Source organism: Actinoalloteichus hymeniacidonis, assembly GCF_014203365.1.
Taxonomy (GTDB): Bacteria; Actinomycetota; Actinomycetes; order Mycobacteriales; family Pseudonocardiaceae; genus Actinoalloteichus_A; species Actinoalloteichus_A hymeniacidonis.
Window position 1 is genome coordinate 1,693,451 of the sequence record NZ_JACHIS010000001.1, and the last position, 24,911, is coordinate 1,718,361.

24 protein-coding genes are annotated in these 24,911 nt (G+C 69.4%); 11 read left to right on the forward strand and 13 right to left on the reverse strand.

Annotation, left to right across the window (positions count from 1 at the left end; genetic code table 11):
• Positions 1-126: 126 nt before the first annotated feature.
• Together BKA25_RS27605 and BKA25_RS27610 are read left to right on the forward strand one after the other, a co-directional pair.
• Positions 127-378, forward strand: coding sequence for a DUF397 domain-containing protein (locus BKA25_RS27605; protein ID WP_311734457.1), 252 nt, complete (start codon positions 127-129; stop codon positions 376-378).
• 561 nt (positions 379-939) lie between these two features.
• Complete coding sequence (locus tag BKA25_RS27610) at positions 940-1,413, forward strand: carboxymuconolactone decarboxylase family protein (protein ID WP_069850965.1); 474 nt, start codon at positions 940-942, stop codon at positions 1,411-1,413.
• 161 nt (positions 1,414-1,574) lie between these two features.
• On the opposite strand, the gene BKA25_RS07690 is transcribed toward BKA25_RS27610, so the two are convergent.
• Positions 1,575-2,168 (reverse strand): TetR/AcrR family transcriptional regulator, encoded by a 594-nt coding sequence (locus tag BKA25_RS07690; protein WP_069850963.1) that lies wholly within the window; start codon positions 2,166-2,168, stop codon positions 1,575-1,577.
• A 104-nt stretch (positions 2,169-2,272) separates the two neighbouring features.
• On the opposite strand from BKA25_RS07690, the gene BKA25_RS07695 reads away from it, so the two are divergent.
• Positions 2,273-3,016, forward strand: coding sequence for an SDR family oxidoreductase (locus BKA25_RS07695; protein WP_069850962.1), 744 nt, complete (start codon positions 2,273-2,275; stop codon positions 3,014-3,016).
• 117 nt (positions 3,017-3,133) lie between these two features.
• Here BKA25_RS07695 and BKA25_RS07700 read toward each other — a convergent pair whose 3' ends face one another.
• The 9 genes from BKA25_RS07700 to BKA25_RS07740 all read right to left on the reverse strand — a co-directional run bounded on the left by BKA25_RS07700 (position 3,134) and on the right by BKA25_RS07740 (position 12,306).
• Positions 3,134-4,078: an NADP-dependent oxidoreductase gene (locus BKA25_RS07700; RefSeq protein WP_069850960.1), complete on the reverse strand. Its 945-nt coding sequence runs from the start codon at positions 4,076-4,078 to the stop codon at positions 3,134-3,136.
• Between the two features lie 207 nt (positions 4,079-4,285).
• On the reverse strand, positions 4,286-5,146 hold the full coding sequence (locus BKA25_RS07705) for an IclR family transcriptional regulator (RefSeq protein WP_084643763.1): 861 nt from the start codon (positions 5,144-5,146) through the stop codon (positions 4,286-4,288).
• 244 nt (positions 5,147-5,390) lie between these two features.
• Complete coding sequence (locus tag BKA25_RS07710) at positions 5,391-6,212, reverse strand: DUF1684 domain-containing protein (RefSeq protein WP_069850959.1); 822 nt, start codon at positions 6,210-6,212, stop codon at positions 5,391-5,393.
• Between the two features lie 90 nt (positions 6,213-6,302).
• A complete protein-coding gene (locus BKA25_RS07715) occupies positions 6,303-7,142 on the reverse strand; it encodes an ATP-binding cassette domain-containing protein (RefSeq protein WP_069850957.1) in 840 nt (279 codons plus the stop codon).
• Positions 7,139-7,960: an ATP-binding cassette domain-containing protein gene (locus BKA25_RS07720; RefSeq protein ID WP_069853914.1), complete on the reverse strand. Its 822-nt coding sequence runs from the start codon at positions 7,958-7,960 to the stop codon at positions 7,139-7,141. The genes BKA25_RS07715 and BKA25_RS07720 overlap by 4 nt, the downstream gene beginning before the upstream one ends.
• Positions 7,961-7,992: 32 nt before the next feature.
• Entirely contained in the window at positions 7,993-8,874 is an 882-nt protein-coding gene (locus BKA25_RS07725; RefSeq protein WP_375791847.1) for an ABC transporter permease, read from the reverse strand.
• An 8-nt stretch (positions 8,875-8,882) separates the two neighbouring features.
• Entirely contained in the window at positions 8,883-9,833 is a 951-nt protein-coding gene (locus tag BKA25_RS07730; RefSeq protein ID WP_069850954.1) for an ABC transporter permease, read from the reverse strand.
• 40 nt (positions 9,834-9,873) lie between these two features.
• Positions 9,874-11,382: an ABC transporter substrate-binding protein gene (locus tag BKA25_RS07735; RefSeq protein WP_069850952.1), complete on the reverse strand. Its 1,509-nt coding sequence runs from the start codon at positions 11,380-11,382 to the stop codon at positions 9,874-9,876.
• Between the two features lie 453 nt (positions 11,383-11,835).
• Complete coding sequence (locus BKA25_RS07740) at positions 11,836-12,306, reverse strand: NUDIX hydrolase (RefSeq protein WP_069853913.1); 471 nt, start codon at positions 12,304-12,306, stop codon at positions 11,836-11,838.
• A gap of 88 nt (positions 12,307-12,394) precedes the next feature.
• Here BKA25_RS07740 and BKA25_RS07745 point away from each other — a divergent pair, with 88 nt between their 5' ends.
• Together BKA25_RS07745 and BKA25_RS07750 are read left to right on the forward strand one after the other, a co-directional pair.
• Entirely contained in the window at positions 12,395-13,207 is an 813-nt protein-coding gene (locus tag BKA25_RS07745; RefSeq protein WP_069850950.1) for a MerR family transcriptional regulator, read from the forward strand.
• Positions 13,208-13,455: 248 nt separating this feature from the next.
• Entirely contained in the window at positions 13,456-14,436 is a 981-nt protein-coding gene (locus tag BKA25_RS07750) for an asparaginase (RefSeq protein WP_069850948.1), read from the forward strand.
• Between the two features lie 12 nt (positions 14,437-14,448).
• On the opposite strand, the gene BKA25_RS07755 is transcribed toward BKA25_RS07750, so the two are convergent.
• Together BKA25_RS07755 and BKA25_RS28320 are read right to left on the reverse strand one after the other, a co-directional pair.
• Positions 14,449-14,865, reverse strand: a complete 417-nt coding sequence (locus BKA25_RS07755; protein ID WP_069850946.1) for an MmcQ/YjbR family DNA-binding protein — start codon at positions 14,863-14,865, stop codon at positions 14,449-14,451.
• A 67-nt stretch (positions 14,866-14,932) separates the two neighbouring features.
• Positions 14,933-17,389 carry an MprF family protein gene (locus BKA25_RS28320; RefSeq protein ID WP_157421185.1) on the reverse strand — a complete coding sequence of 819 codons (2,457 nt, stop codon included), beginning with the start codon at positions 17,387-17,389 and terminating at the stop codon, positions 14,933-14,935.
• Positions 17,390-17,755: 366 nt separating this feature from the next.
• Here BKA25_RS28320 and BKA25_RS07765 point away from each other — a divergent pair, with 366 nt between their 5' ends.
• Together BKA25_RS07765 and BKA25_RS07770 are read left to right on the forward strand one after the other, a co-directional pair.
• Complete coding sequence (locus tag BKA25_RS07765; RefSeq protein WP_084643256.1) at positions 17,756-18,088, forward strand: DUF2127 domain-containing protein; 333 nt, start codon at positions 17,756-17,758, stop codon at positions 18,086-18,088.
• Positions 18,089-18,125: 37 nt separating this feature from the next.
• Positions 18,126-18,866 carry a class I SAM-dependent DNA methyltransferase gene (locus tag BKA25_RS07770; protein WP_069850944.1) on the forward strand — a complete coding sequence of 247 codons (741 nt, stop codon included), beginning with the start codon at positions 18,126-18,128 and terminating at the stop codon, positions 18,864-18,866.
• Between the two features lie 295 nt (positions 18,867-19,161).
• Here BKA25_RS07770 and BKA25_RS07775 read toward each other — a convergent pair whose 3' ends face one another.
• Complete coding sequence (locus BKA25_RS07775) at positions 19,162-20,376, reverse strand: cytochrome P450 (protein WP_069850943.1); 1,215 nt, start codon at positions 20,374-20,376, stop codon at positions 19,162-19,164.
• 106 nt (positions 20,377-20,482) lie between these two features.
• On the opposite strand from BKA25_RS07775, the gene BKA25_RS07780 reads away from it, so the two are divergent.
• From BKA25_RS07780 to BKA25_RS07795, 4 genes are all read left to right on the forward strand, one after another.
• Complete coding sequence (locus BKA25_RS07780) at positions 20,483-21,598, forward strand: TetR/AcrR family transcriptional regulator (RefSeq protein WP_069850941.1); 1,116 nt, start codon at positions 20,483-20,485, stop codon at positions 21,596-21,598.
• 133 nt (positions 21,599-21,731) lie between these two features.
• Complete coding sequence (locus BKA25_RS07785) at positions 21,732-22,598, forward strand: SDR family NAD(P)-dependent oxidoreductase (RefSeq protein ID WP_069850940.1); 867 nt, start codon at positions 21,732-21,734, stop codon at positions 22,596-22,598.
• A gap of 58 nt (positions 22,599-22,656) precedes the next feature.
• Positions 22,657-23,682, forward strand: a complete 1,026-nt coding sequence (gene ligD / locus BKA25_RS07790) for a non-homologous end-joining DNA ligase (RefSeq protein ID WP_311734458.1) — start codon at positions 22,657-22,659, stop codon at positions 23,680-23,682.
• A gap of 176 nt (positions 23,683-23,858) precedes the next feature.
• Complete coding sequence (locus tag BKA25_RS07795; protein WP_069850938.1) at positions 23,859-24,851, forward strand: alpha/beta fold hydrolase; 993 nt, start codon at positions 23,859-23,861, stop codon at positions 24,849-24,851.
• The last annotated feature ends 60 nt before the right edge of the window (positions 24,852-24,911 follow it).

A 24,911-nucleotide genomic window follows, 5' to 3' on the forward strand; every position in this document is an offset into this window, starting at 1 on the left:
GGTGGTAGTGCCGAGAGCCAACGCGCTGGTCTGCGGAGTCGGTGCCCCGAGGCAGGTGCCACACAGCAGCACCTCGCTGACGCTCGCCAGGTCCACATCGGACTGCGACAGCGCCAGCCCGCATCGGTGCGCGCCGAACTATCGAACCACAGCCAGCCGAATGGTTCCTGTGTAGAGATCGGGATCGGGCTAGAGGCTGCGGACTGGCGGAAATCCAGCCGTAGTACCGGCACCAACGGCGGTTGCGTCGAGATCGGTCACGCCTCCGGACTCGTCGGCATCCGCGACACTAAGAACCGTGCGGGTGGCACGCTCTCCGTGAGCGGGACAGCGTTCGGCTCTCTAATCCTCGCCATCAAGGAAGGCAACCTTCGCTAGGCCTGCGTGAGTGCGTTGCCGGACCGTCGATGTCTAGTGGTTCGAGCGTGTTGCTCGTCCTCTTGGTCGAGAGTTCGATGGGCTTCAATTCTCAGGGCAGGGCTCAGAACCTAGTGGACGAAAAACCTGTTACCCGCCAGTAGAACACCAGGTCAGGAAGTGTCTGCCCCGCGCACGCGGGGGTGTTCCCGGGCGCGGGTGAGCCGTCCGACGCAGCGCGGGGTCTGCCCCGCGCACGCGGGGGTGTTCCTCACCACGGGAGCCGAGTTGTCCCTGCAGAGCGGTCTGCCCCGCGCACGCGGGGTGTTCCTGCGCTTCATGTCGACCTTGCCGACGTTGGAGTGTCTGCCCCGCGCACGCGGGGGTGTTCCGACACTCCGGCTCCGGCCGCGAGCACGCATCACGTCTGCCCCGCGCACGCGGGGCACCCATACACAACCACAAAGTCCGCCAAGCAAGATCATCGGGATCTGTGCCCCACGTCACTTCCATCTCTGTCAGGTTTCGCCGGGCCACCTGGTCAACACGGTGTATCCAGCAAGAACGGCAAGGGAGTGCATCGTGGAACATCGTTTCGATCTCTTGAAGAATCAGGGTTCCGCCAAGTCGTTGCGGCACCTGGTTGCGGCGGGGAAGGCGACCCTTGAGTCGACCGTGCCCCCTGAGACGCAGGAGTTGGTGCGCATTCGGGTCAGCCAGATCAACTCCTGCGCCTTCTGCACCGACATGCACATCAAAGAGGCGCTCCACGCAGGGGAGGACGCCCAGCGGCTCCACCTGGTCTCGGTGTGGCGGGACGCCAACGTGTTCACCGAGGCCGAGCGGGCGGCGCTGGAACTGGCCGAGCAGGGCACCCGCATCGCCGACGCGGCGGGCGGCATCACCGACGACGCCTGGGCGAACGCCGCCAAGCATTACGACGAGGAACAGTTGGCGGCCCTCGCTGCGCTCATCGCCGTGATGAACGCCTTCAACCGGATGAACGTCATCGCCGGGAACCCGGGCGGCGATTACCAGGTCGGCCAGTTCCGCTGACGCGACCTGCGTCGGCCAGCCGCTGGAATGTCTGAATCAGCCCTGATCACGGGATGACGTGATCTCGCCCGCAACGACGTCGGCCGGTCCGGTCGCGACGTTGCGGGCCTGGCGGTTCGGGGTGCTCGATCTGCTCGCCTGCGAGCGTGCGATCCCCACCGTCAACGTGCGACAGACCGTTCGATCATCTGCACGGCGGCGGTCTTGACCCGACGTAGTTCGGCCTCGTCGATCCCCGATTTGTGCAGGGCCTCGATGCCGAATCGGATGGAGATCAGCGTCCGGGCGGCCTGTTCGGCGTCCAAGTCGTCGTTGACCTCGCCGCACTCCTGGGCACGGATGATCTGCCGGGTGAACAGTGCGAGGGCCTGGTCGAATGACTCGATCGCGCGCTGGCGGACCTGCTCGTCCTTGGCGCTCAGCGCGGAGACGCTGCTGGCCATCAGGCAGCCCTGGGGCGGCAGTGCAAGGCTCTCGCTGCTGTCGAAGGTGACCGCCTGGAGCAGGCCGTTCCACGGGCTCGGATTCGCGGCGAGTGCCGCTTCCAACTCGCTGGACTGCCAGGCCCGGTAGTCGTCCAGGATCCGCAGGAACAGTTCGTGTTTGTTGCCGAATGCCCCGTACAGGCTCTGCGGCCGGAGTCCCGTCGCCTCGGTGAGGTCCTGGATCGAGGTGTCGGCGTAGCCCTTGCGCCAGAAGAGGGCTTGGGCGGCGGCGAGCACGGCCTGCTCGTCGAACTTCCGAGGCCGGGGCACGGGCGCGACCCTATCGATTGTTGAGCGAGCCCTCAAGTTTGACAAGCGGACCCCGTGATGGCATTTATTGAGTGATCACTCAAAAATATTGGGGGCGACAGAACATGACCGCAAGAACGCTGGAAGGCAAGACCGCACTGGTGACCGGGGGTTCCCGTGGAATCGGCGCGGGCATCGTCGCTCGGCTGGCCGCCGAGGGGGCGAACGTGGCGTTCACCTACGCGAGCTCGAAGCAACGCGCGGAGTCCGTGGCCTCGGCGGCCATCGAGGCGGGCGGCATCGCACACGCGATCCACGCCGACAGCATGCGTGAACAGGATGTGGCAGACGCCGTCACGGCGACCGTCGACCGATTCGGCGGACTGGACATCCTGGTCAACAACGCGGGCGGCGGCGTCTTCAAGGCGATCGAAGACCTGACGATGGCGGAGATCGACACCATGCTCACCGTCAACGTGCGGTCCGTCGTGGTCGCCATCCGCGAATCCCTGCCCCACCTGGGCGAGGGCGGCCGAATCATCAACATCGGCAGCGTCAACGCGGTCCGCAATCCGTTCCCGGGCCTGTCGGTCTACGCCATGACCAAGGGCGCGATCGCGAGCCTGACCAACGGACTCGCGAAGGAACTAGGCGCGCGTGGCATCACCATCAACAACCTTCAGCCCGGCCCGGTGGACACCGAGGCCAACCCGGCCGACGGGCCCAACGCGTCGAACCTGCTGACAGCCATGTCGACGGACCGCTTCGGCACCGTGGCGGAGATCAGCGCCTTCGTGTCCTACCTCGCCGGGCCCGACGCCGGCTATATCACCGGTGCCAACCTGAACATCGACGGTGGATTCGTGTGACCAGGGGAGATCACGTCGCCCGTCGGTGCGAGTAGGAGATGACGGCACGCCAGGACAGCGACCGCGGCATTGCGTAGTCGGTGTCCTGGCGCGTCCGATTCGCGGCGGCTGCGCGGATCAGGAGAAGTCCAACACCACCCGACCGCGCAGCCCGCCCGCCTCCACCAGTCGATGCGCCGTGGCCGCCTCCTCGGCGGGCAACACCTCGGCGACCCGCAGCGTCAGGGTGCCGTCGTCGACCTGGCGCCGCAGCGCATCCAGCTTCGCGGTGTCCTCCATCCCTGCGGTCACCATCAAGGGACGCACCCGGATACCGCGTTCCGCCGGACCCGACCAGCCACGCAACTCGACCAGCGTTCCACCATCGGTGAGTGCGGGAAGCAGCTCGGCGGTCTGCAACGAGCCGTCCACCACGCCGCGAACACCCTCGGGCACCAGTGCACGAATACCGGCGGCCACCTCGGGACCACGTTCGACGACCCGGTCGGCCCCGAACCCACGGACCAGGTCGACATCACGTTCGGCGGCGTCGGCGATCACCGACAACCCATCACTGCGCGCCAATTCCACGGCGTAGCCGCCGACGGCGCCGGCCGCCCCGGTCACCGCGACGGTATCGCCGGGGGACAACGACAGTTCGTCCAAGGCCAGCCGTGCCGTCAAAGCATTCATCAGCACAGTGGACGCGGCCGGGAAATCGGCGTCCTTCGGAGCGGGGACCACCGATGCGGCAGGCACCACGACCTGCTCGGCATAGGCACCGCCATGCGGGCCCACGAACAAGACCATCGCGATCACCCGCTGCCCCACCCAGAGCCGTCCATCGACCTCCGGCCCCAGCTGGTCGATGATGCCAGCGGCATCCATCCCCGGCACGAACGGCGGTTGCCGATCCGGCATGCGAACCGCATGACCTCCGGTGCGCAACAGCACATCGGTGGCGCTCACTGCCGCCGCATGCACCCGGATGCGAACCTCACCTGGTCCCGCCTGCGGTTCGGGTAGATCGAGAACGTGTAGCGCTTCCGGCCCGCCGTAGCGGTAAACCCCAATCGCCTTCACATGCCGATACAAAGCGCCGCGATCCGACGCTATTCCGGCGACGTGCGTGGGTCCGGGGTGTCTCGCTGGGTGGGAACCGGCCGCATCGGCTGGCACCGCTGCACCCCCGGAACCCCGCGCCAACGAGGACAGCACTGCCCGCCCCGGTTCGGATACTCGGACGCCCTGCGCACCGTGGTTCGAGGCTCGGCACACCGTCTGCGGCGGTTAGATCCCGCCCGCGATTCCCATGGCCACCGAGGTCGCCGAGCGTTCCATCTCCTCGCGGGCCCGGCGCATGGCGGCGATGATGTCGGCCTCGCGGGCCGGGGTCAGCCGGGCCAACGGCACCGAACAGCTGATCGCGTCCAAGGCAGGCGTGGCGTAGCGCATCGGTAGGGCGACGCAGTGCAGGCCGACGCTGTTCTCCTGCTGGTCCACGGCGTAGCCGCGTTCCCGGACCTTCGTCAGTTCCTCGGTGAGTGCGGCGCGGTCGGTCAGGGTGTGTGGGGTCAGCGGGGTCATGACCTCGGGTAGATGCTCGCCGAGTTCGTGCTCGTCGCGTTCGGCGAGCAGCGCCTTGCCCAGCGACGTCGAATACGCCGGAAGCCTGCGCCCGACCCGGCTGTAGGGGCGCAGATACTGGCCGGACTCGCGGGTGGCGAGGTAGACGACGTCGGTGCCGTCGAGCCTGCCGAAGTGGAAGGTCTCGTCGAGCTGCTCACCCAGGTGGTCGAGCACCGGTTTTGCGATACGCAGGTACGGATCGGTGTCCAGGTAGCTGGTGCCCGCGATCAACGCCCGGATTCCGATCCCGTACATCGTGCCGGAGGTGTCGGTGCGCACCCAGCCGTATTTCGCCAGGGTGCGCAGCAGCGCGTAGCAACTGCTCCTGGGCATGCCGAGCGCCTCGCTCAGCTCGCGGAGTCGGGCGGGGCGGTTCTGCCGGGCGGCCAGAAGTTCGAGCAGTTCCAGGGTTCGGGCCGCCGACTTCACATCGCGGACCCCGCCGGGGCGCTCCTCGGGCTTGGCTTCGGCCGCGCCATCCGCCTGCCGTGCCTCGTCTGGACGGTCGGCCGATGCAGCCATGAAGTGAGCCTCCTGGTCGAACGCTGATCCGTCCGGGGTCGGCGCGGACCCGGGCGAACTGCCGAACGGTTGTCCCACGTTACCTCTGAAGCCCGTTGGCTCACTCAAGACCGCCGAATGGACCAGAGATCAACGCCCGCCCGAATCAGCCGAGCAACCGAGCCACACCGCCGCTGACCTGTTCGATCAACCGGCGGGAAGCAACCACCCGGCCGCCTCCCGCCTCGGCACGACGACGAGACGCCTATTCGGCTGCCTTGCGTGCGATCAGCTTCTCGCCTGCCTCCACCGACACCGCGATCCGATGTCCGGACGGCGGCAGCGGGCAGTTGTAATGCGCGGAGAACGCACACGGCGGCAGGTAGGCACGGTTGAAGTCGATGGTCACGGGCACCGCCTCGCCCGGCGTGGAAGCAGGCAGGTCGAGCAGCACGAAGCGGCCCGGCTGGTAGCTGCTCACGCCGGTCGTGGCGTCGGCGAACACCAGCATCAGCCGGCCGCCGGAGATCATCGGCGTGGTGACGTATTCCTGTCCGGCCACGGTGAAGCGGAGTTCGCCGGGCACGGCGGTCTCGACGGGTTCGTCCTCCAGCATCTTCTCGTAGTTGACCGTGGTGTCCGTCGCGAACTTCGTGAAGGTCGCGGGGATGTGCCACGCGGCCGCGAAATCGAAGGCCTCGATGGCTTCGAACTCGTCGATCGCGACTGCCTGCGGGTCGAAGCGTCGGATGCCGAACTGCTCGCCCCGCCGGACCACCGTGGCGCTCCCGCCGGCGAAACGCAGCATCGGCGCGGGCTTCTCACCGGCGGAAACCTGGAGTTCACCGATCACCGGCTTGCCATCGCGGGTGTGGATCCCGTCCTGCTCGGTGGCCGTCAGCCACACCGCGTCGTCCCGCACGCTCCAGGCGCCGGGCAGTTCGGCGAATCGCGAGTCGGTCTCGGGCCAATGGGTGTCCACCAGCGCCAGATCCCCCTCGGCACCGATGACCCGCCGCCGCCGGGCCTCCCGCCACGCGTTCCACGCCTCGCGCTCGGCCGTCTCGTCGCGGACCGTCTGCGTCATATCCAAGCTCCTTGTCGTCGGCTGCCATTCCAACAGGCGCGCCACGGCGGAGGCGAACCCGCCGCAGCACCAAGCGCTCCGGCCGGGCCGCTACGCCGTGCTGCGATCGGCCGCACCGGACAGCGTGCCCTCGGGCAGCCTCGGCACGGCCGCCAACAACCGCCGGGTGTAGTCCTGCGTCGGCGTCGAATAGACCTGCTCGGTCGGGCCCGTCTCCACCACCCGGCCCTGATTCAGCACCAGCACCCTCGGACACAATCGGCCGACCACCGCCAGATCGTGCGAGACCAGCACCAGCGTCATGGCGTGTTGATCGGCCAGGGTGCCTAACAGGTCGAGGATCTGAGCCCGCACAGACACATCCAGCGCACTCACCGGTTCATCGCCGACCAGCACCTTCGGCCGGGGCGCCAAGGCCCTGGCGATCGCGATGCGTTGGCGTTGTCCGCCGGAGAACTCGTGCGGAAAGCGGGTGGCCGCGTCGGCGCCCAACCCGACCTCCGCCAACACCTCGCGCACCCGCGCCTGGTGATCGCCGGGAATCCGCAGGCTGCGCAGCGGCTCCGCCACGATCGACGACACCCGCATCCGAGGGTTCAGCGAACCGCGCGGGTCCTGGAACACCACCTGCACGTCCCGGCGGAAGTCCCGCAGCGCGCGGCGACTCGTGCCCAGCGGGGCCCCTCGGTAGTGCAGCTCGCCCGCGTCGGGCCGGTCCAGTCCCAGCAACAGGCGAAGCAGGGTCGACTTGCCCGCCCCGGACTCGCCGACGATGCCCAGCGCCTCGCCCTCGCGCACCGTCAGATCCACCTCGGACAGCGCGGTGCGCAGGCCCGCCCCACCCCGACGATTGCCGCTCGGCGCGCGGAACCGCCTGGTCAGGCCGCGCGCCTCCCAGAGCGGTGCCGCAGGTTCGGTGTGCTCGGTCATCGTGCCTCCCCAGACGAATCGTCGGGCACCGGATCGCCGGGCAGTCTGCCCGCCGCCAGCGCCGCCGTCAGCAGCTCACGGGTGTACGGATGCTCCGGATCGGCCAACACCGGGTGCAGATCGCCGTGCTCGACGATCCCGCCGTCGCGCATCACCGCGATCCGATCGGCGACGGTGGCGATGACCGGCAGGTCATGGCTGATGAACAGCAGACCGGCGCCCTCGGCCGCCACCGACTCGGTGATCAGATCCAGGATCTCGGCCTGCACGGTGACATCCAGCGCGGTCGTCGGTTCGTCGGCGATCAACAACCTCGGCCCGCAGGCCAAGGCGATCGCCAACCCGACGCGCTGCCGCTGCCCGCCGGACAGCTGATGCGGATAGGCCCGCGCCGACTCCTCGGGATCGGGCAATCGAACCCGCCTGCACAGCTCGACCGCCTCGGCCTCGGCCTGCCGTCCGGTCAGCCCGCGATGCCGCCGCAGACCGCTCGCGATCTGCCTTCCCACCCGCATCAGCGGGTCCAACGCGGTCAGCGGCTCCTGGAACACCATCGCCACGCCGCTGCCGCGCACCTTCGCCAGCTCCGCTTCGGCCAATCCCAGCAGTTCGACCCCGTCGAGCTGCACGGAACCGGTGGCGGTCATCCCCTCGGGCAGCAGCCCCGCCACCGCCAAGGCCGTCAGCGACTTGCCGGAACCGGATTCGCCGACCAGACCGAGCCGGTCGCCCGCCGCGAGATCCAGATCGATGTCCTCGACCAGCGGGTGACCGTCGCGCCGCCGCACCGTGAGGCCGCGTACCCGCAACAAACCCATGTCCCGCTCCTTCCCGAGTTCCGTCGGCCCGCTCATCGGGACAGCTCCGGGTCGGCGTACTCGCGCAGGCCATCGCCCAACAGATTCAGGCCCAACACGGTGATCACGATCGCCAACCCGGGGAAGAGCGCCGGCCACAACTGCACGCCGAGCACCGCCTGGGCGTCGCGCAACATCTGCCCCCAGGACGGATTCGGCGGCGGCGAACCCAGGCCCAGATAGGACAACGAGGCCTCGGCGACCACCGCCAGCCCGAATTCCAGGGACAGCTGCACCAGCAGAATCGGATAGATGTTGGGCAACACGTGCCGCAGCAGGATGCCGAGCCTGCCGGTGCCGGATGCCGTCGCCGCCAACACGTAGTCCTGCACCAGGACCCGGCGGGCCGCGATCCGGGTCAGTCTGGCCACCACCGCCGAGGTGGCCAGGCCGATCGCCAACACCGCGGTGAACGTCGACGCTCCCCGGACGGCGACCAGCACCATCGCCAACAGCAGCGTCGGGAAGGCGATGAGCACGTCGATGCCGTGCACCACCGCGTCATCGGCCTTGCGCGGCGCCAACGCGGCCAGCAGACCCAGCGAGACGCCCACCACGGCGGCGATCAACACCGACGCCGCGCCGATGCCCAGCGCTAGCCGAGCGCCCACCAGGAATTGGCTGAACACGTCCCGGCCCAACCGGTCGGTGCCCATCCAATGCGTGCCGCTGGGCGTCTCCAACCGGCCGCCCGCGCCCGTCGCGTCATAGTCGAACGGCGTCCACACCAAGGACACCAGCGCCGCCAACACCACCAGTCCGACCAACACGGCCCCCGCGATCAACGAGGGACCGCGTCGACGACTCGTCCTGGCCCGCACCCGAGCCGCCGCCGTACTCGCCGTCGGTTCCGCGCCGCCCGGCTTCGATCGCAACGCCGGGCTCATCGGGCCGCTCGCAATCGCGGGTCCACGGCGCGCTGCGCCACATCCACGGCGAAGCCCACGATGAGCACGACCGAGGTCATCAGGAACACGGTGGCCTGCACCTTCACCAGATCTCGGTTACCGACATCGGTCAACAGCATCCTGCCCAGCCCGGGCAGGGTGAACACGCTCTCCACGATCACGGCGCCGAGCAGCGAACCCGCCAGCTGGACGCCCAGGATCGACAGCACCGGCACGCTCGCGTTGCGCAACCCGTGCCGCCACAGGGCCTGCGAACGGGTCAGCCCCACCGACCGGGCGGTGCGCAGGAAGTCCTGGTTGACGACGTCCAGCGTCGCCGAGCGGACATACCGCAGCAGCGAGGACGCCTGCGCCACGGCGAGCGTGATCACCGGCAACACCAGGGATTGCAGCGCGGCCACCGGCTCGGCCCACCCCGCGACCGGGAAGCCGCCCGGCGGCGCCCAGCCCAGGTTCAACGCGAACACCGCGACGAGCATGATGCCGACCCAGAAGATCGGCACCGCCACCCCGAGCTGGCTGATCGCCGATACGACCAGGCCGACGACACTGCGATGCCGCAGCGCCGCCCACACGCCCAGCGGCACCGCGATCAGCACCGACAGCACGAAGGCCGACAGTCCCAGCGGCAACGTCACCGCCATCCGGGACAGGATCTCCGGCCCGACCGGCTGTCCGCTGGCATAGGACTGACCGAGATCGCCGGTCAGCAGATCGCCCAACCAGTTCAGGTAGCGGATCGGGGTGGGCTGGTCGGTGCCGAGCTGCCTGCTCAACTCGGCGACCTGTTCCTCGGTGGCCTCGACGCCGAGCATGGTCCGCGCCGGGTTGCCGGGCAGCGTCGAGAGCAGCAGGAAGGTCAACGCGCTCGCCGCGAGCAGCGAGGCCGCCAACAACAGCACCCGCCGCAGCACATAGCGGATCATCGGCGTCCCCCGGCGCGGGTCTCGGCGATCGAGGTCATGTTCAACCCGCCTTGGTGATCTCGGGTAGGTACAGGCTGTCGGCCAACGCGGTCTGCGGGTAGCCCTCGATGCCCTGGCGGGCCACTCGGACCAGCGGGTTCAGGAACAGCCAGTCGCTGGCCGCCTCCTCGGAGATGCGTTCGCCGACCTGCCGCAGCAGCTCGACGCGCTCCTGTTCGGTCTCGGCCACGTCGGCCTGCGCGACCCACTCCTGCACCTGCGGGTCGTCGTAGCGCCAGTAGAAGTCGGGGTTGGCGTACCAGAAGACGTCGTGCGGGTTGACGTGGTTCTGAATCGTCAGGTCGTAGTCGACCTGGGTGAAGACCTTGTCGTACCAGGTGGCGCTCTCGATGGTGTTGAGCTCCACCGTCACGTCGACCGCCGCCAACTGGTCCTGCACCAGCTGCGCCACCGTCAGCAGCTTGTCCTCCGACGGCACGTCCAGGCTCAGCGTGAGGCCGTCCTCGAAACCCGCGTCCGCCAGTAGTTCCCTGGCCTGCTCCGGGTCGTGCTCGATATTGGCGGTCAGATCCTCGTACCAGGGGTCGGTGGGCGGGATACCGCTGCCGATCAGCTCGCCGTAGCCGTCCCACACCGCGTCCAGCACGGCCTGGTGATCGATGGCGGCACGCAACCCGCGCCGAACGCGGGGATCGGTCAGCGGCTCGCGCTCGTTGTTGAACGCCAACAGGGTCTTGGTGTTGGACGCGCCCTCGGTGACCTGGTACTGCGGATTGCCCTCGAAGGCGGCGAGCAGTTCCGGCGAGGGCACCGAGGCCAGCAGATCGACCTGGCCGCCCTGAAGGGCGTTGCTCATCGCGGTGGCGTCATCGAAGTAGCGGAACACCACGCCCGCGGAGGCAGCCGGTTCTCCCCAGTACTCGGCATAGCGGGACAGCGTGATGCTGTCGCCGCGCTTCCACTCGTCGAGGGTGAAGGGGCCGGTGCCGACGGCCTGCTCGGCCACGTCGGTCGCATCCTCGGGGAAGATCAGCCCCGCCGAGGTGGTCAGGCCGAACAGGAACTCGTTGCTGCGGTCGGCCAGGCTGATCTCGACGGTGTTCTCGTCGGGCGCGGTCACCGAGGTGATGCCCGCGAGGCTCTGCTTCTTCGGGTTGACCGAGTCCGGGGCGATGGTGCGCTCGATGCTCCACACGGCGTCGGTGGCGTCGAACTCGCTGCCGTCGTGGAAGGTCACGTCGGTGGCGAGGTGGAAGGTGTAGTCGCGGCCGTCCTCGGAGATGTCCCAGGACTCGGCCAACGCGGGCACGATCTCGCCCTCGTCGTCCAGCGCGACCAGGCCCTCGTAGACGTTGCGCAGCAGCACCTCGGACAGGCCGGAGGAACCCCCGACGTTGTTGTCCAGGCTGGTCGGCTCGTTCTGCGAACCGATCACCACGATCGCCTCGGGGTCGGGCTCGCCCGTCGACGCGGTGGTGCCGCCACCGCACGCGGCGGCCAGCAACAGGGGTGGCAGGGCCAGGGCGAGATACAGCGCGCTGCGGCGCATGGAGCGCTCCTTCAAGCGGGTGGAAACCGGATTCGGCCAAGCCGGATTGGTCGGCCGGGGTTGATCAGCACAGGACGCGGCGATGTGACGGTTCATCGCGCGACGTGGAGTGCGTCGCGGCGGGGAACGGACACCAGAGATCGGGTGGCTCGTCGGCGAGGGCGATCGCGACGCGACAGGCGGGCGGCCCAGAAGTGGGCGCATCCCGAGGGAGCGGTGTGGTCAGCTCCGGTCGGCGGCGGGCGACGCGGTCATCGGGCGACACGCCATGCTGCACACCCGCAGCAGGTCTACGTGTCGCCGTGAGACGGCATAGAAGTGTTCACCCACACGCGCGAGTATGCCCGCCCGGCCCGGCGTCGGTCGCTCCCTGTAATGCGAATGACATCAGTGCTGCGTGTCGGTGGTCCTGAGAATGGCTAACAGTCTCGAATGCGATACGGACAGTGAGATTCAGCGGGTGTCCGGCAACTCCAACAGTCGATCCAGCAGCGCCCGCTGACCGCCGACGATCCGCTCCCGCGCCGACGCCACCGTGCACCACTCGACCCGATCCAGCTCCGGGAACCGCGCGATGCGCCCGGAGCCACGCGGCCATTCCAACTCGAAGGTGCCCGGAATGATCGAACTCGGATCGAGATCGGCCTCCAACGCCCACGCCGTGACGACCTTGCCGCCCGACTGACGGACCTCCCCGAGCGGCCGCAGCTCGCCGGCGGGCACCGGCAGCCCCAACTCCTCCCGGAACTCCCGTCGCGCCGCCGCCTCGGGGGTCTCGTCGTCGGAATACTCGCCCTTGGGAATCGACCAGGCGCCCGCCTCGCGCCGCGCCCAGAACGGCCCGCCGAGATGCCCCAGCAGTACCTCGATGGTCGAGTCCGTTCTGCGGAACAGCAGGAGTCCGGCGCTGCGTCGTGGTGCCACCGGGCCAGTCTGCGCGGCGAAGTCGGCCGAGGCGGCCACACTCGCCGTTGACCCTCACACCGTGTGAGGCCGTATCCCTGAGGTCGTCATGTTCGGAATCGGAGACTTCGCCCGACTCGGCCGCGTGTCGGTGCGCATGCTGCGTCACTACGACGCGATCGGTCTGCTGCGCCCCGCACACGTCGACGAGTCCACCGGCTACCGCCGCTATCACGCGGCGCAGCTCGCAGTGCTCAACCGCATCATCGCCCTGAAGGATCTCGGCTTCACGCTGCAACAGGTGGGGGCGATCCTCGACGAGAACGTCGAGGTCGCGGAGTTCCACGGGATGTTGCGGTTGCGACGTGCCGAGTTGGCGGCCGGGTTGGCTGCGGATCTGGCACGGCTGGCCAGGGTCGAGGCGAGGCTCTCGTTGATCGAGAAGGAGGGACTCATGTCCATCGACGAGGTTGTGGTGAAACGCGTTCCGGCGGTGCGGGTGGCCGAGTTGACGGCGGTCGCGGCCAGCTATCAGTCGCAGGACATCACCCCGGTCGCGCAGCCGTTGTTCGCCGAGCTGTACCGCAGATTCACGGCGGAGGGCCTCACCCCCACCGGCCCGGGCATCGCCTATTACGAGCCCACCGAGGGCGGCGTGCTGATGCACGCGGGCTGTCCGGTCGCCGCAGAACTGCGGCCGGGATCCGAGGACGCACTCGCCATCGTCGATCTGCCCGCGATCGAGGCCGCGACGGTCCTGCACCGAGGCTCGATGGACCAGTCGGATGACGCGGTGCAGAAGATCGCCCGATGGATCGAATCCGAGGGGCGGACCAGCGCGGGCTACTCCCGAGAGGTCTACCTGGAGGCGATGGGCGATCAGGTCGACTGGGTGACGGAGTTCCAGGAGCCGCTGGCCTGATGAGGGCGTGGGGTCGTCGTTCGGCGGCCCCACGTCGTGCTCTGTTCCTTTCGACCATTCAAGGTGCGGCTGGAAGAGCACCTAGGCCCGATCTCCGTGGAGAGTTGAGGGATGAACTCGATGACTGTTGGGATGGCGAGCCCGCGCAGGTCTGCGGAACCGAGGCGGCTCGCCGCCGAAGCACAACATCCTGAGTGGACTCGGCCCGGGCTCCCCGTCGCCGTCTCGATGACTCGGGGTGGTTACTGATGCGCCGCGTGCTGTTGCTGGCCACCGGGGACACCATCGCGTTCCGCCACCACTACGGCCCGCCGAGTGTGGCCCCGGGCGCGGAACTGGTGGCCGCCCTCGGTTCGATCACGCTGTCGGTCGAGGTGGTCGCCGAGGACGTCATCGCCGAGCCGAGTTGGGATACCTCCGAGGCCACCCAGAACGCGCTGGCCCGCCGGGTGCGCGGCGCGATCCTGGACGGCGGATTCGACGGCGTCGTGGTCACCCATGGCGTCGACACGATCGTCGAGACGGCCTTCCTCACCGACCTGGTCGCGGGCCGCGCCGCCACCCGAGGCGCCATCGTGTTCACCGGTTCCGTCCGCTGCCTCGACGACCCGGCGGGCGACGGACCGGCGGATCTGGACGCCGCCATCTGCGCGGCGGCCGACCCGGCGCTGCGTGGCATCGGTGCGGTGATCTGCCTCGGCGAGGAACTCCACGCGGCCCGCTGGGCGCGCCTGACCGACGTCACCCGACGCTCGTCGTTGTCCTCGGCGCCGCATCCCACGCTGGGCCGGGTCAGCGGCGGCGAGGTCGTCGTCCGGGCCGCCCCGCCCGTGCGTCCGCCGCGATCCGTCGACGCCGAGAACAAGCCGGCCGCCGAGGTGGCCTTGATCAAGACCTATCCGGGAATGCCGCCGACGCTGCTCGACGCGGTGGTCGATGCGGGGGCCCGGGGCATCGTCCTGGAGGGCACCGGTTTGGGCAACGTGCCGGTCGAGTTGTTCGCCACCATCAACGGACTCAGCTCGGCGGGCATCCCGGTGGTGGTGGCCTCGCGGGCGGTCACCACCGACACCGTCCCGGACCTGGACTGCGCGATGGGAATGGCCGCGCAGCTGGGGGCCATCCACGCACGGGGGCTCGCCCCGGAGCAGGCCCGAATCGCCGTGTCGGTCGTGTTGCGCGGTGGTGGTGACGTGGAGGACGTGCGCGGCTGGTTCGACCGGATCTGATCGGAGGCTTGGTCAGGTCGTCTCGCCGGGTAGCGGCGGCGCGTCCTGACCGAGCACGGCGGTCAACCGGTCCCGGTCGGCGCGGCGCAAGCCGGCGATGACGCGCTGGTAGGAGTGCACCGTCATCTCCACCAGCTCGTCGTCGGGCACGGTGCCATCGAGGACGATCGTGTTCCAGTGTCGCTTGTCGGTGTGATAGCCGGGGGTGATGCTCGGGAACTGCGCCCGCAGCTCCAAGGCCAGATCGGGTTCGCATTTGAGGGTGATCCGGGCAGGCTCGGTCTCCTCGTCCTCGGCGGCGTCGGCGCCCGCGAGGATCGCGAAGGATTTCCCGGCCACCTTGTAGACCAGGGCATCGGGCCCGTAGGGCTGGTCCTCGGTCGCCTCGGGGAACCAGAGCGCGATGTCGATGAACTCCTGCGGGGTCATGGGTGCGAACCTTCCTCCGGCGACTTGATCATCTGCGACGGTAGCCGGCCCGATGCCCCGCAGCCCATCAACCCTTGGCTTCGCTGCGCAGCCGAATCAGCTGCGCCAGCTGGTGCGGCCTCAGGTGCGGGAGGTGGGCATGGCCGATGGCATAGGCGACGGCGGGCAGCGCCGCCGCTTCCGGGTAGGCCAGGTACAGCGGGTGATAGTCCGGCTGGAACTTCGCTTTGAACGCCAGCAGGGAGCGGAATCCGTAGACCGGTTCCAGTTCGTCGGCCAGCCGATCCAGCAGCCGCAGCAGCGCGGCGGAGTCCTCCGCGCGTTCCGAGGAACCCCGGTGCGCCAGCGGCACCGCGGACAAGCTGAGGAACTCCAGGCCGTCGCCCTTGAACCGCAAGGCCGCCGAGGCGATGAGGAACTCCATGACCCCCGGCATCGCGTCATCGGCCCGGCGCATGAAATCCAACGTCCACCCCACCGGCCGCTCATCGCGGTACACCGGCAGCCAGCTGGTCACGCCGTGCACCCGCCGATCGCCGTCCACCGCGATCAACAACCGGGTGCCCGGATCGGCCAGTTCGTCGAAGCCGCCGAGGGTGAATCCCATCTCCGGCAGTCCTTTGCTCGCGACCCATTCCTCGGAGATCGCCCGGATCTGGGTGCGCAGGGTCGAGGGCAGCTCGGCGAAGGAGCTGTACTCGGCGATCACACCGAAGCGCTCGGCCCGGTGCAGGGCGCTGCGAACGTGCTGCCACCGCTTGCCGGTGAACGACAACTCGCGCAGCGGCAACACGGTCTCCTCCGCGATGCGCACGGTGTCGAAACCCGCGGCCGCGCAGTGCCGCTCGACCGGCCCGGTGATGGTGTAGAAGCAGGGCACCAGCCCCTGGTCCCGGCAGAAGGCGGTGAAACCGCCGATTGCGGCGGCATCGGTGCCCGACGCACCGAACGGACCACCCAGCGTCAGCGCCACCGAGCCGACCACCCGATAGGCCACGGCGGTATCCCCGGCCGGGGTGAACCAGTAGTCGTTGCCCGGCCAACCCACCATCTGCGCCAGATTCGACCTCGGGTCGATCCGCACCAGCTCGCGTGCCCGCTCGCCCCGCTGCCCGCCGACATGCGGACGACCGAGGAACAGCCGGGCCAACAGCACCGCGACCGCCAGCCAGCACAACACCCCGATCCACTCGGTCACCACCACCGCAGCCCAACTCGCGGGCAGCATGCGCGGCGACACCGCCACCAGATAACCCGGCGGCACGAATCGGGCGGGCAACTCGATGAGCAGATCGAGGAAATTCGGCGGCGGCACGAAGCCGTTGCGGCTGATCAGCCCGCCGATCAGCCACACCGCCGAGGTCGCGAGCAGCACGTCGACCACGGCGTCCACCGTGCGGCGAACCCCGGCCTGCCGGACCTCGAAGCGGTGCCGATTCGCCACCAGCACCACCGCGACCAGCGCGGGCACCACGGCGGGCACCCACACCATCGGCATCGACGGCCAGAGCGGCGCCAGCTGCACCTGGCGCTCGACGGGATCACGCAGCACCAGGACGGCCAGCAGCACCCCGAGCACGGCCAACGAGACCTGCAACACCACCGCGCACACCCACGCCGCCCGCCGACCCCGCCGCAGTCCCGCCGCGATGACCAGCGACAACAACGCCGGAACCGCGTCCAACAGGGCCGAACCGAAGCCCGAGATCCGCCCACTGGTCGCCAACTGTCGACAACGAGCCTGCTGATCCGGTGCCGCGCAGACCCGCCGCCACTCGTTCAGATCGGGCAACGCCGGATCCACCACCTCCCGCAGCACCGACAGCGGGCCGATCGGGGCATGGGTGAGCGCCGCCAGGAGCGGGCCCAGCGCCGTCACCGTCACCAGCAACGCGATCAGCGCGCGAGCCTCCGGGGTGGACGGTGCGCGGGGCCGGGGCCGGCGGTCGACATCGGGCCACAACAGCATTCCGAGCAGCACACCGGCGACCCCGACCACCAGGCGCAGGACATCGCCGAACAGGCCGGAATACAGCGCGGCCATCACCAACCAGCCCAACAGCAACAGGCGCAGCCGTCGGCGCCACAACGCCCCGAAGCGCGCCGTGCCCGCCAACGCCGCCCCGAGGATCGCCGCCCCGGCGCTCACCGAGGTGTCCCGGGACAACTGCTGCGCCCACGAGCTGCCCAGCTCGGCGCCGAGGGTCACCACGCCCACCGCCAACAGCGAACCGACCACCGGGGCCAGGACCAGCAACGACGCGGTGCGAACGCTGCCGTTGCGGCGCTCGACAGCGGGCAGCAACAGCAGCGCCAACACGGTCGCCAACAGATAGCCGCCGATCCCGGGCGCGAAGAACATCGACGTCAGGGGAGTCCACCACCGGCCTGCCTCGAAGGCGGGCACTCCGGTGGCCACCATGTCCCGCAGTGCCTCGGACGGACCCGAGACGACCGAGCCGGTGAGGATGGCGATTGCCCAGACCGGCAGGACCGTGGCGATGGTGACCGGATAGTCGGACACCCGGCCGAGACCTCGCCTCACGGGGCGACCCCGAGCCCGATGAGCTCCCCGGGGCGCGGAGCCGTCGAGCAACGACCAGTCGAGCACGGAATCATTCTGACCAGCACAGACGTCTGGTGCCCGGTGATAATCACCTGGTCGATGACCGCCGCCGAGGGGCGGCACGTCGGCGTCGAAGGCGGAGGTCGTCCATGCCCGGTCCGGCACCGCGCCACGGCGAGTGGTGGTTCCGACTCGCCATGGTCGTCAAGGCCCTCGACGGCGTGCTCGAACTGCTGGCCGCCGGTCTGCTGATCGTCGTTCCCGGAGCGACGGTGCGCCGATGGGTCGCGGAGATCCTCGCCCACGATCTGCTCGGGCCGCCCGATGATTCGCTGGCCCGGCTTCGCGACCGGGGCCGACACCTTGACCTCGGGCTCGCGGGCCTTCGTGGTCGTGCTGCTGATCGTGCACGGCGTTCCCAAGATCATCTTGGTGGTGGCCCTGCTGAGGAGGTGGCTGCCGGCGTACCCGATCTCGGTTTTGGTCCTGGGTGCCTTCGTGGTCTACCAGGTAGTTCGGGCCGCGCACACAGGTTCGGTGGCGTTGATCGTGCTCACCGTGATCGATCTCGTCGTCATCGCCCTGATCGTCCGCGAATACCGGTATCTGCGGGCCAGGCGAGCGGCGAGCCGATTGCGCCGGCGAGACCGGAAATAAGTTGGCGTATGGCAGCCGGGTCCGATCGGATGCGGGGATGGACGACCATCAGTTCGCCGACGCCGATCTCGCCGCGCTATACGACGTGCTGCACCCCTGGGACCCACGGGGTGACTTCGGCTTCTACCTGCCGCTGGTGATGGCCGCCGAGTCGGTGCTGGACGTCGGTTGCGGCACGGGCGCGTTGCTGCACCGGGCTCGGGCGGAGGGCCACACCGGCCGGTTGTGCGGGCTCGATCCGGCCGCCGGGATGCTCCAACAGGCGCGAACCCGCACCGACATCGAGTGGGTGCAGGGCGAGCTGTCCTCGGTCGATTGGGCCGATGAGTTCGACCTGGTGGTGATGTCCGGCCATGCCTTCCAGGTGTTCGCGACCGACGACGAGCTGCGATCCTCGTTGGCCGCGATCTCCGCCGCGCTCACCGAGGACGGCTGTTTCGCCTTCGAGACCCGCAATCCGGCCGCCCGCGCCTGGCAGCGCTGGACGCCGGAGCATGTCCGAGAGGTCACCGATCAGCAGGGCGCCGTGGTGCGGAGCTGGCATGAGCTGGAGGAGCCGGTGACCGGCGACGTCGTCAGCTTCGTCACCACCTACAGCAGCCCGCTGTGGCCGCAACCGCAGCGCAGCCGCTCCACGCTGCGTTTTCTCGGTGCGGTCGAGCTGGCCAAATTCCTGACGGACGCCGGTTTGCGCGTGGTCGAGCAGTTCGGCGACTGGGATCGGACACCGGTGACCCAGGACAGCCTGGAGATCATCACGCTGGCCAAGCCCAGCTAGGCCCCCTGGCGGTGGCAGCGGGACGGCACGCCGACGTCGCCGTGTCCCCGGCGTTCCGTTCACGCGGGGACCGCACTCGCCGGGAAGGCGAGGCCGAGAAGCATGGCCAGGGTCGCCGCCGACAACGCGGCCGCCCGTCGCATCGAGGTCGTCGTCGTGGAGTCGTGCGCTGCTCGACGAGAGGACGATCGAGCGGGGCGGGCCGCGTCGACAACGGATCACGATGTCCGCGACCATCCGGAGCCGTCCCGCACAGGGTCCTGAGCTGTGCAGATTCCCGAGGGAATCGACCCGGTCAGAGCGTCACGGCCAACGACATCAGCCGCCAGGTGCCCGGGTCGGGGCTGCGCTGTGGGTTGCCTGCGATCGCCAGATCGGGGAAGCGACGCAGTAATCCGGCCAGCGCCACCTCGGTCTGCACCCGGGCGATCGCCGCGCCGAGACAGAAATGCGGTCCGTGGGCGAAACCGAGATGGCTCGCCGAACCGGCCGGGCGCCGGGAGAGGTCGAGGCGATGGGGATCGTCGAACACGCGCGGATCCCGGTTGGCGGCGACCAACACCGAGGTGACCCGCTCGCCCTTGCCGATCCGCACGCCCTCGACCTCGACGTCCTGTGTGGTCTCCCTCGGAAACGCCAACAACTGCGGCCCGGCCCACCGGGTCAGCTCCTCGACGGCACCCGGCATCAGCCCCGGATCGGCGCGCAACGCAGCCAGTTGTTCGGGATGCTCGAACAAGGCCGCGACGGAGTTGGCGATCAGATTCGTCGGCGTCTGCCCCGCCAACACGATGTTCCAGACCAGGGTGACCAGCTCGACGTCGGAGACCCGGTCGCCGTCCTCGGCCTGGGCTCGGATCAGATCGGACAGTAGATCGTCGGCGGGCTCGGCGCGCCGCCGGGCGACCGCCTCCCGGGCGCCCTCGATGATGCCCGGAATGGCCTTCAACAGGCCCGGCCCGGAGCCGGTCTGGACGGCGACGCCGTACTCCCGCCACTGCGGCCGGTCGGAGTCGGGGATGCCGACGATCTCGCAGATCGTCTCCATCGGCATCGGCCGGGCGAAATGGTGGAGCAGGTCGATGGTGCCGTCCGCTTCGACGTGACCGGGGAGTTCGTCCAGCAGGCTCTCGGTGAGCCGGGTGAAACGAGGACGGAACTCGTTGGCGCGGCGAGGGGAGAACGCGGGCCCGACCAGCTTGCGGAGCCGATGGTGTTCCGGCCCGTTCATCTCCTGCATGGTGTTGAGGTAGGGCTGTAGGTCGGCGGCGACCTCCGGCTTGAACGCGAAGGTGCCCGCATTGAGTTCGAATCGCGCATCGCCCAGCATCGCCTTGGCGCTGGCGTAACGCAGTAAGCCCCACATCGGCGCGAGCCCCGGAACCATGAGCTTGGCGACCGGGAACCTCTCCTGCAGCCGCCCGTAGACGCCGACCGGATCGCGGATCAGCTCCGGATCGGTCATGTCGATCTCCGGTACCTCGATCGTTAACGGGTTATCGCTGGTCATAGCCACTCCAGATTTCAGATGTTCAGATCAGATGTTCTCATCATATGCATGATGACAGTATCTTGAATCGAGGTGGGGTGAGGCGTCGAAGGCGGAGGAAGCGCGAGTGGCCAGGCTCAGCAGGGCAGAGATGCAGGTGCGCAACCGGTCAGGCGTGTTGGCGGCCGCCAAGGAGGAATTCGCCGAACGCGGCTTCCGCGACGCCAAGATCGACGCCATCGCGGAGCGCGCCGAACTGACCAGGGGCGCGGTCTACTCCAACTTCCCCGGCAAGCGCGCCCTCTACTTCGCCGTGCTGGCCGAGCTGGCCGAACGCCCGCTGGAACCGCCGCATCCCGCCCCCGGACACACCCCACGGGAAGCCCTGGGCGCGCTGGCCCGAGCCTGGGTCGCAGGTCTACCGCTGGCCGACACCGACGAGCCCGCCAACGCCGCAAGGCTGGCCATGGACCTGATGCCCGAGATCCTGGCCGATCGCCGCACCAGGCAACCCTTCGCGCAGCTCATGCAGCTCGACGCGACCCTGCTGGGGCTTGCCCTGGAACGCCTGGAATCGGGCCGCAGCCGTTCGAAACGCCGGGTTCGACTGGCCGAGACCGTGCTCACCACTCTGCACGGCGCCAGCGGACTGGCCGCCGCCGCACCGGGGTTTTTGGAGCCCTTCAACGTGGTGCGAGCCTGCGAACACCTGGCCGCCCTCGAACTCGACGACGGCTGGACCGTGCCGCCCTTCCTCACCCAGCCGCAGCCGGTGGACGAGCCGTGGTCGCCACCCGCCGCCACCGACGCCGTCCGAGGTGAACCGGCCCAGCTCGACCGGGACGGCGTGGTCGCAGTCCTGGGCCTGCACCGACTCGCCGCCGCCGAGGACGCCGTGCGCGCACTGCCACCGGGCGGCCGGGTCACCGCCGTGCTGGTCACCGGCGACCCCGGCGAACTGGTGCCGCTGGCCCGACTGGCCATCGCCGACTTCTCCCGCTGCCTACGGCAGGCGTTCCCGCGTTCGGCCTGGCCGGAGGTGCAGGTCGTGGTGGGCGACTCCGACGCGGTGGCCGCCGCCGCAGGCGTGCCCTCGGTCAGTGACGGAACCGAGGTGGCCGTCCGCATCGAAGCCGGACGAATCGTGGCCCGCGCCGATGGCCGAGGCGCCTGCCATGTGGTCGCCGCGGACCCGGCCGTACCCGCCCCAACAGAGTGGCCCTCGCACCGGGGATGGTCCTGACCGACGCCCGGCACCGGCCCGGCCGTGACGGGGGCGAAAACCGGTCGAACCGACCGCAGGCCTCTTGGCAAGATCGAGTCGACGCGTCCCCGGCCGCGACCAGCCGCCGACCCCGAACCAGGAGGGCATCTTCATGATCAATCCCGGTCTCGAAGGCAGGACCGCGATCGTCACCGGGTCGAACAGCCCGCTCGGCATCGGCGCGGGGATCGCCCGGTCGTTGGCCGCCCAGGGCGTTCGGATCGCACTGGTGTTCTGGCCGACTCCGCAGCCCGCCTCCGGCGCGTCGGCGGTCGATGAGGCGGCGGAGCCCGGCGAAGAGCTCTACGCCGCCGCAACCGCCTCCGATGGTGCCGAGGTACTGGCCGAACTACGGGCCAGCGGTGCGCAGGCAGAGATCATCACCGCCGATCTCGCCGATCCCACCGCCTGCCGCGAGGTCTTCGACCGAGTGGAAGCAGCCCTCGGCCCCGTCGAGATCCTGGTCAACAACGCCGCCTACTGCACGGTCGACTCCTTCGTGCCGGACAGCGGACCGTTGTTCTACTTCGAGTCCACGACGGTCGACGAGACGAGCCTCGATCGGCATTTCGCGGTGAACACCCGAGGACCCGCGATCCTGATGGCCGAGTTCTACCGACGACACCTGGCCCGCGAGGCGTCCTGGGGGCGGGTCGTCAACATCTCCACCGACGCCGCCCCACAGTTCCCAGGCGAGGTGTCCTACGGGGCCAGCAAGTACGCGCTGGAAAGCCTCAGCAGGTCCGCCGCCCAGGAGATGGCGCCCGCCGGGGTCACCGTCAACATCGTCTCGCCGGGCCCCATCCAGACCGGGTGGATCAACGCTGAGATGCAGCCGACGGTGAACGCGCTCAGTCCCTTCGGGCGGACCGGCGAGCCCGAGGACATCGCCGACGTCGTCGTCTTCCTCGCGTCCGAGCAGGCCCGCTGGCTCTCGGGGCAGATCCTCTACGTCGGCGGCGGCAAGCGGACCTACTAAGGCACGGCTGGCAGCGCGTCGACCAGCGGATTCCTCGGCGATGGGTGAGGATTCGGCGGTGCCCGAGGCTTCCGGTAGCAGCCGCCGCGACCACGGCGAGCAGCGCAGATCCCCGATTCGGCCCATGCTCGCCAGCGGCGGGCAGCCGATGCCGCAGGCGGGCCCGAGGTGGAGCTGGGAGTTCAAATTCGACGGCGTCCGCGCGATCGCGGTCGTCGAGAAATCCGGCCGCACCCGGTTGATCAGCCGCAATGGCCTCGACGTCACCTCGCACTATCCCGAACTCACCGTCGTCGGCGAGGTGCTCGATGGCCGGGCGGCCATGCTCGACGGCGAGATCGTCGCCCTGGACGAGCAGGGCAGGCCGTCGTTTCCGCTGCTGCAACGGCGGATGCACGTCGCGCACCCGAAGGCCGGCCTGACCGCCGAGATCCCGGTGTTCTACTACCTCTTCGACCTGCTGAGCCTGGACGGCACCGAGCTGACGGCCGAGACCTACCTGCGGCGCCGCGAACTACTCGACGATCTAGGTGTGGAGGGCCGATCCAAGCTGGTCCGGGTGCCGCCGAGGCAGCAGGACGTCGACCCGAACCTGCTGCTGGACGTGGCCAGGGACAACGGCCTGGAAGGCATCATCGCCAAGCTGAACTCCTCGCGATACCGGATGGGGGAGCGCAGCCGAGACTGGCTGAAATTCCCGCTGCTCAACACCCAGGAGGTGGTGGTGGGCGGCTGGAAACCCGGTTCGGGCAGCCGAGCCGACTCGGTGGGCTCCCTCATCCTCGGTGCCTACGACTCGCCCGGCGTCGGACTGCACTACATCGGCCACGTCGGCACCGGCTTCACCCAACGGATGCTCGCCGACCTGCTGGACCGACTGCGCCCGCTGGAACGCCTGACCAGCCCCTTCGCCGCCCCGGTGCCCCGCGAACACGCCCGGCACGCTCGTTGGGTCGAACCGAGGCTGGTGGGCGAGGTCGTGTTCCGCACCTGGAGCCCGGACAGGCGGCTGCGGCACTCAGCGTGGCGCGGGCTGCGGCCGGATCGCGACGCCGCCGAGATCGTCGTGCCCGCTGCGCAGTAGACACGTCTGCGCTGGTCGCCGACGGTGCTTGCGTGTCATCGACGGCGTACGCTCGTCGGTTGTGCAATTCTGCTGACCCGGGTACCCCTCGACCACGAAAACGTTCCACCAAGCGCCCCCGGACACCTGCCGGGCTCGGATTCGCCAGACCCACCCCGTCGACCACTGGGGGAATCATGACCGACCCCGCGAACCCACAGATCCCGTTCCCCTCGGCGCCCGACGCGACGGTGACCGGGGTCGGCGGCACCGAGTTCACGGCCCCCGTGCGACACACCGTCCGCCGGGGACCCGTGGACATCTCGCTCTGGGTGTCCGGCCCGGTCGATGCGCCGCTCGCGTGCCTGCTGCATCCCCTCGGGTTGGACCATCGCGTCTACGACGAGGTGGTGGCCAAGCTCAACGACCGTTTCCGGCTGGTGGTGCCCGATCTGCGCGGCCATGGCGAGACGCGGGCTTCGGCGGGCGAGGTGCGATTGCCCGCGATGGCCAGGGACGTCCTGGCCGTCCTGGACGCCTTGGACCTGCTCCAGCGCAGCGGGTCCCGAGACCTACCGAGACAGGCGCCCTCAACTCCTCCGCCGCCACCGCCGGGGGCGTCCGGTGCGGCCAGGCCCGTCCACCTCGTCGGGCACGCGATGGGCGCGATCGTCGCCGCCCTGACCGCCGCCAGCGATCCGGGGCGTTTCCCGTCGCTGCACCTGCTCGCCTCGCCCGCGCAGGGCGCGCCGGTCTTCCGCGATCGCGCGCAGGCGGCCGTGCGCTCCGGGATGAAGGGCGTGCTGCAACCCACGTTGGAACGGTGGTTCACCCAGCAGAGCCTGGCCGAGGAACTGCCCGTGGTCGACTACGTCCGCCGCTGCCTGCTGGCCATGCCGGTGGAGAACTGGACGGCGGTCTGGGAGTCGATGGCCGAGTTCCCCGGCTACGAGCCGCTCGCCGAGCGCCTACCCCGTACCTACTGCATCTCCGCAGGCCAGGATGTGTTCACCCCGCCGTCGGTCCTGGCGCAGATCAGCCACACCATCCCCAGCGCCGTCGCGCACCGGGTGATCCCCGGCGCGGGCCATCTGTTGACTCTGGAGCGGCCCGCGGCACTGGCCGAACTGCTCGGCGACGACTGGGAGGAGTCCGGCCAACCGGTCAGACGCAGCCACGACCTGGCCTGATTCTGGCCGCCTTCGCACCCCGGCGCCGGTGCGGGACACTGCCCGGACCCGTTCGACGAT

What these genes read in the sequence shown, in the direction of transcription:
- BKA25_RS07720 (WP_069853914.1), bottom strand. Translation starts at nt 7,960, where the DNA reads ATGGGTTTGTTGCGGGTACGCGGCCTCACGGTGCGGCGGCGCGACGGT.
- BKA25_RS07735 (WP_069850952.1), bottom strand. Translation starts at nt 11,382, where the DNA reads ATGCGCCGCAGCGCGCTGTATCTCGCCCTGGCCCTGCCACCCCTGTTG.
- BKA25_RS07745 (WP_069850950.1), top strand. Translation starts at nt 12,395, where the DNA reads ATGTTCGGAATCGGAGACTTCGCCCGACTCGGCCGCGTGTCGGTGCGC.
- BKA25_RS07750 (WP_069850948.1), top strand. Translation starts at nt 13,456, where the DNA reads ATGCGCCGCGTGCTGTTGCTGGCCACCGGGGACACCATCGCGTTCCGC.
- BKA25_RS07770 (WP_069850944.1), top strand. Translation starts at nt 18,126, where the DNA reads ATGGACGACCATCAGTTCGCCGACGCCGATCTCGCCGCGCTATACGAC.
- BKA25_RS07785 (WP_069850940.1), top strand. Translation starts at nt 21,732, where the DNA reads ATGATCAATCCCGGTCTCGAAGGCAGGACCGCGATCGTCACCGGGTCG.
- BKA25_RS07710 (WP_069850959.1), bottom strand. Translation starts at nt 6,212, where the DNA reads ATGACGCAGACGGTCCGCGACGAGACGGCCGAGCGCGAGGCGTGGAAC.
- BKA25_RS07730 (WP_069850954.1), bottom strand. Translation starts at nt 9,833, where the DNA reads ATGATCCGCTATGTGCTGCGGCGGGTGCTGTTGTTGGCGGCCTCGCTG.
- BKA25_RS07715 (WP_069850957.1), bottom strand. Translation starts at nt 7,142, where the DNA reads ATGACCGAGCACACCGAACCTGCGGCACCGCTCTGGGAGGCGCGCGGC.
- BKA25_RS07765 (WP_084643256.1), top strand. Translation starts at nt 17,756, where the DNA reads ATGATTCGCTGGCCCGGCTTCGCGACCGGGGCCGACACCTTGACCTCG.
- BKA25_RS07705 (WP_084643763.1), bottom strand. Translation starts at nt 5,146, where the DNA reads ATGGCTGCATCGGCCGACCGTCCAGACGAGGCACGGCAGGCGGATGGC.
- BKA25_RS07795 (WP_069850938.1), top strand. Translation starts at nt 23,859, where the DNA reads ATGACCGACCCCGCGAACCCACAGATCCCGTTCCCCTCGGCGCCCGAC.
- BKA25_RS07775 (WP_069850943.1), bottom strand. Translation starts at nt 20,376, where the DNA reads ATGACCAGCGATAACCCGTTAACGATCGAGGTACCGGAGATCGACATG.
- BKA25_RS07755 (WP_069850946.1), bottom strand. Translation starts at nt 14,865, where the DNA reads ATGACCCCGCAGGAGTTCATCGACATCGCGCTCTGGTTCCCCGAGGCG.
- BKA25_RS07695 (WP_069850962.1), top strand. Translation starts at nt 2,273, where the DNA reads ATGACCGCAAGAACGCTGGAAGGCAAGACCGCACTGGTGACCGGGGGT.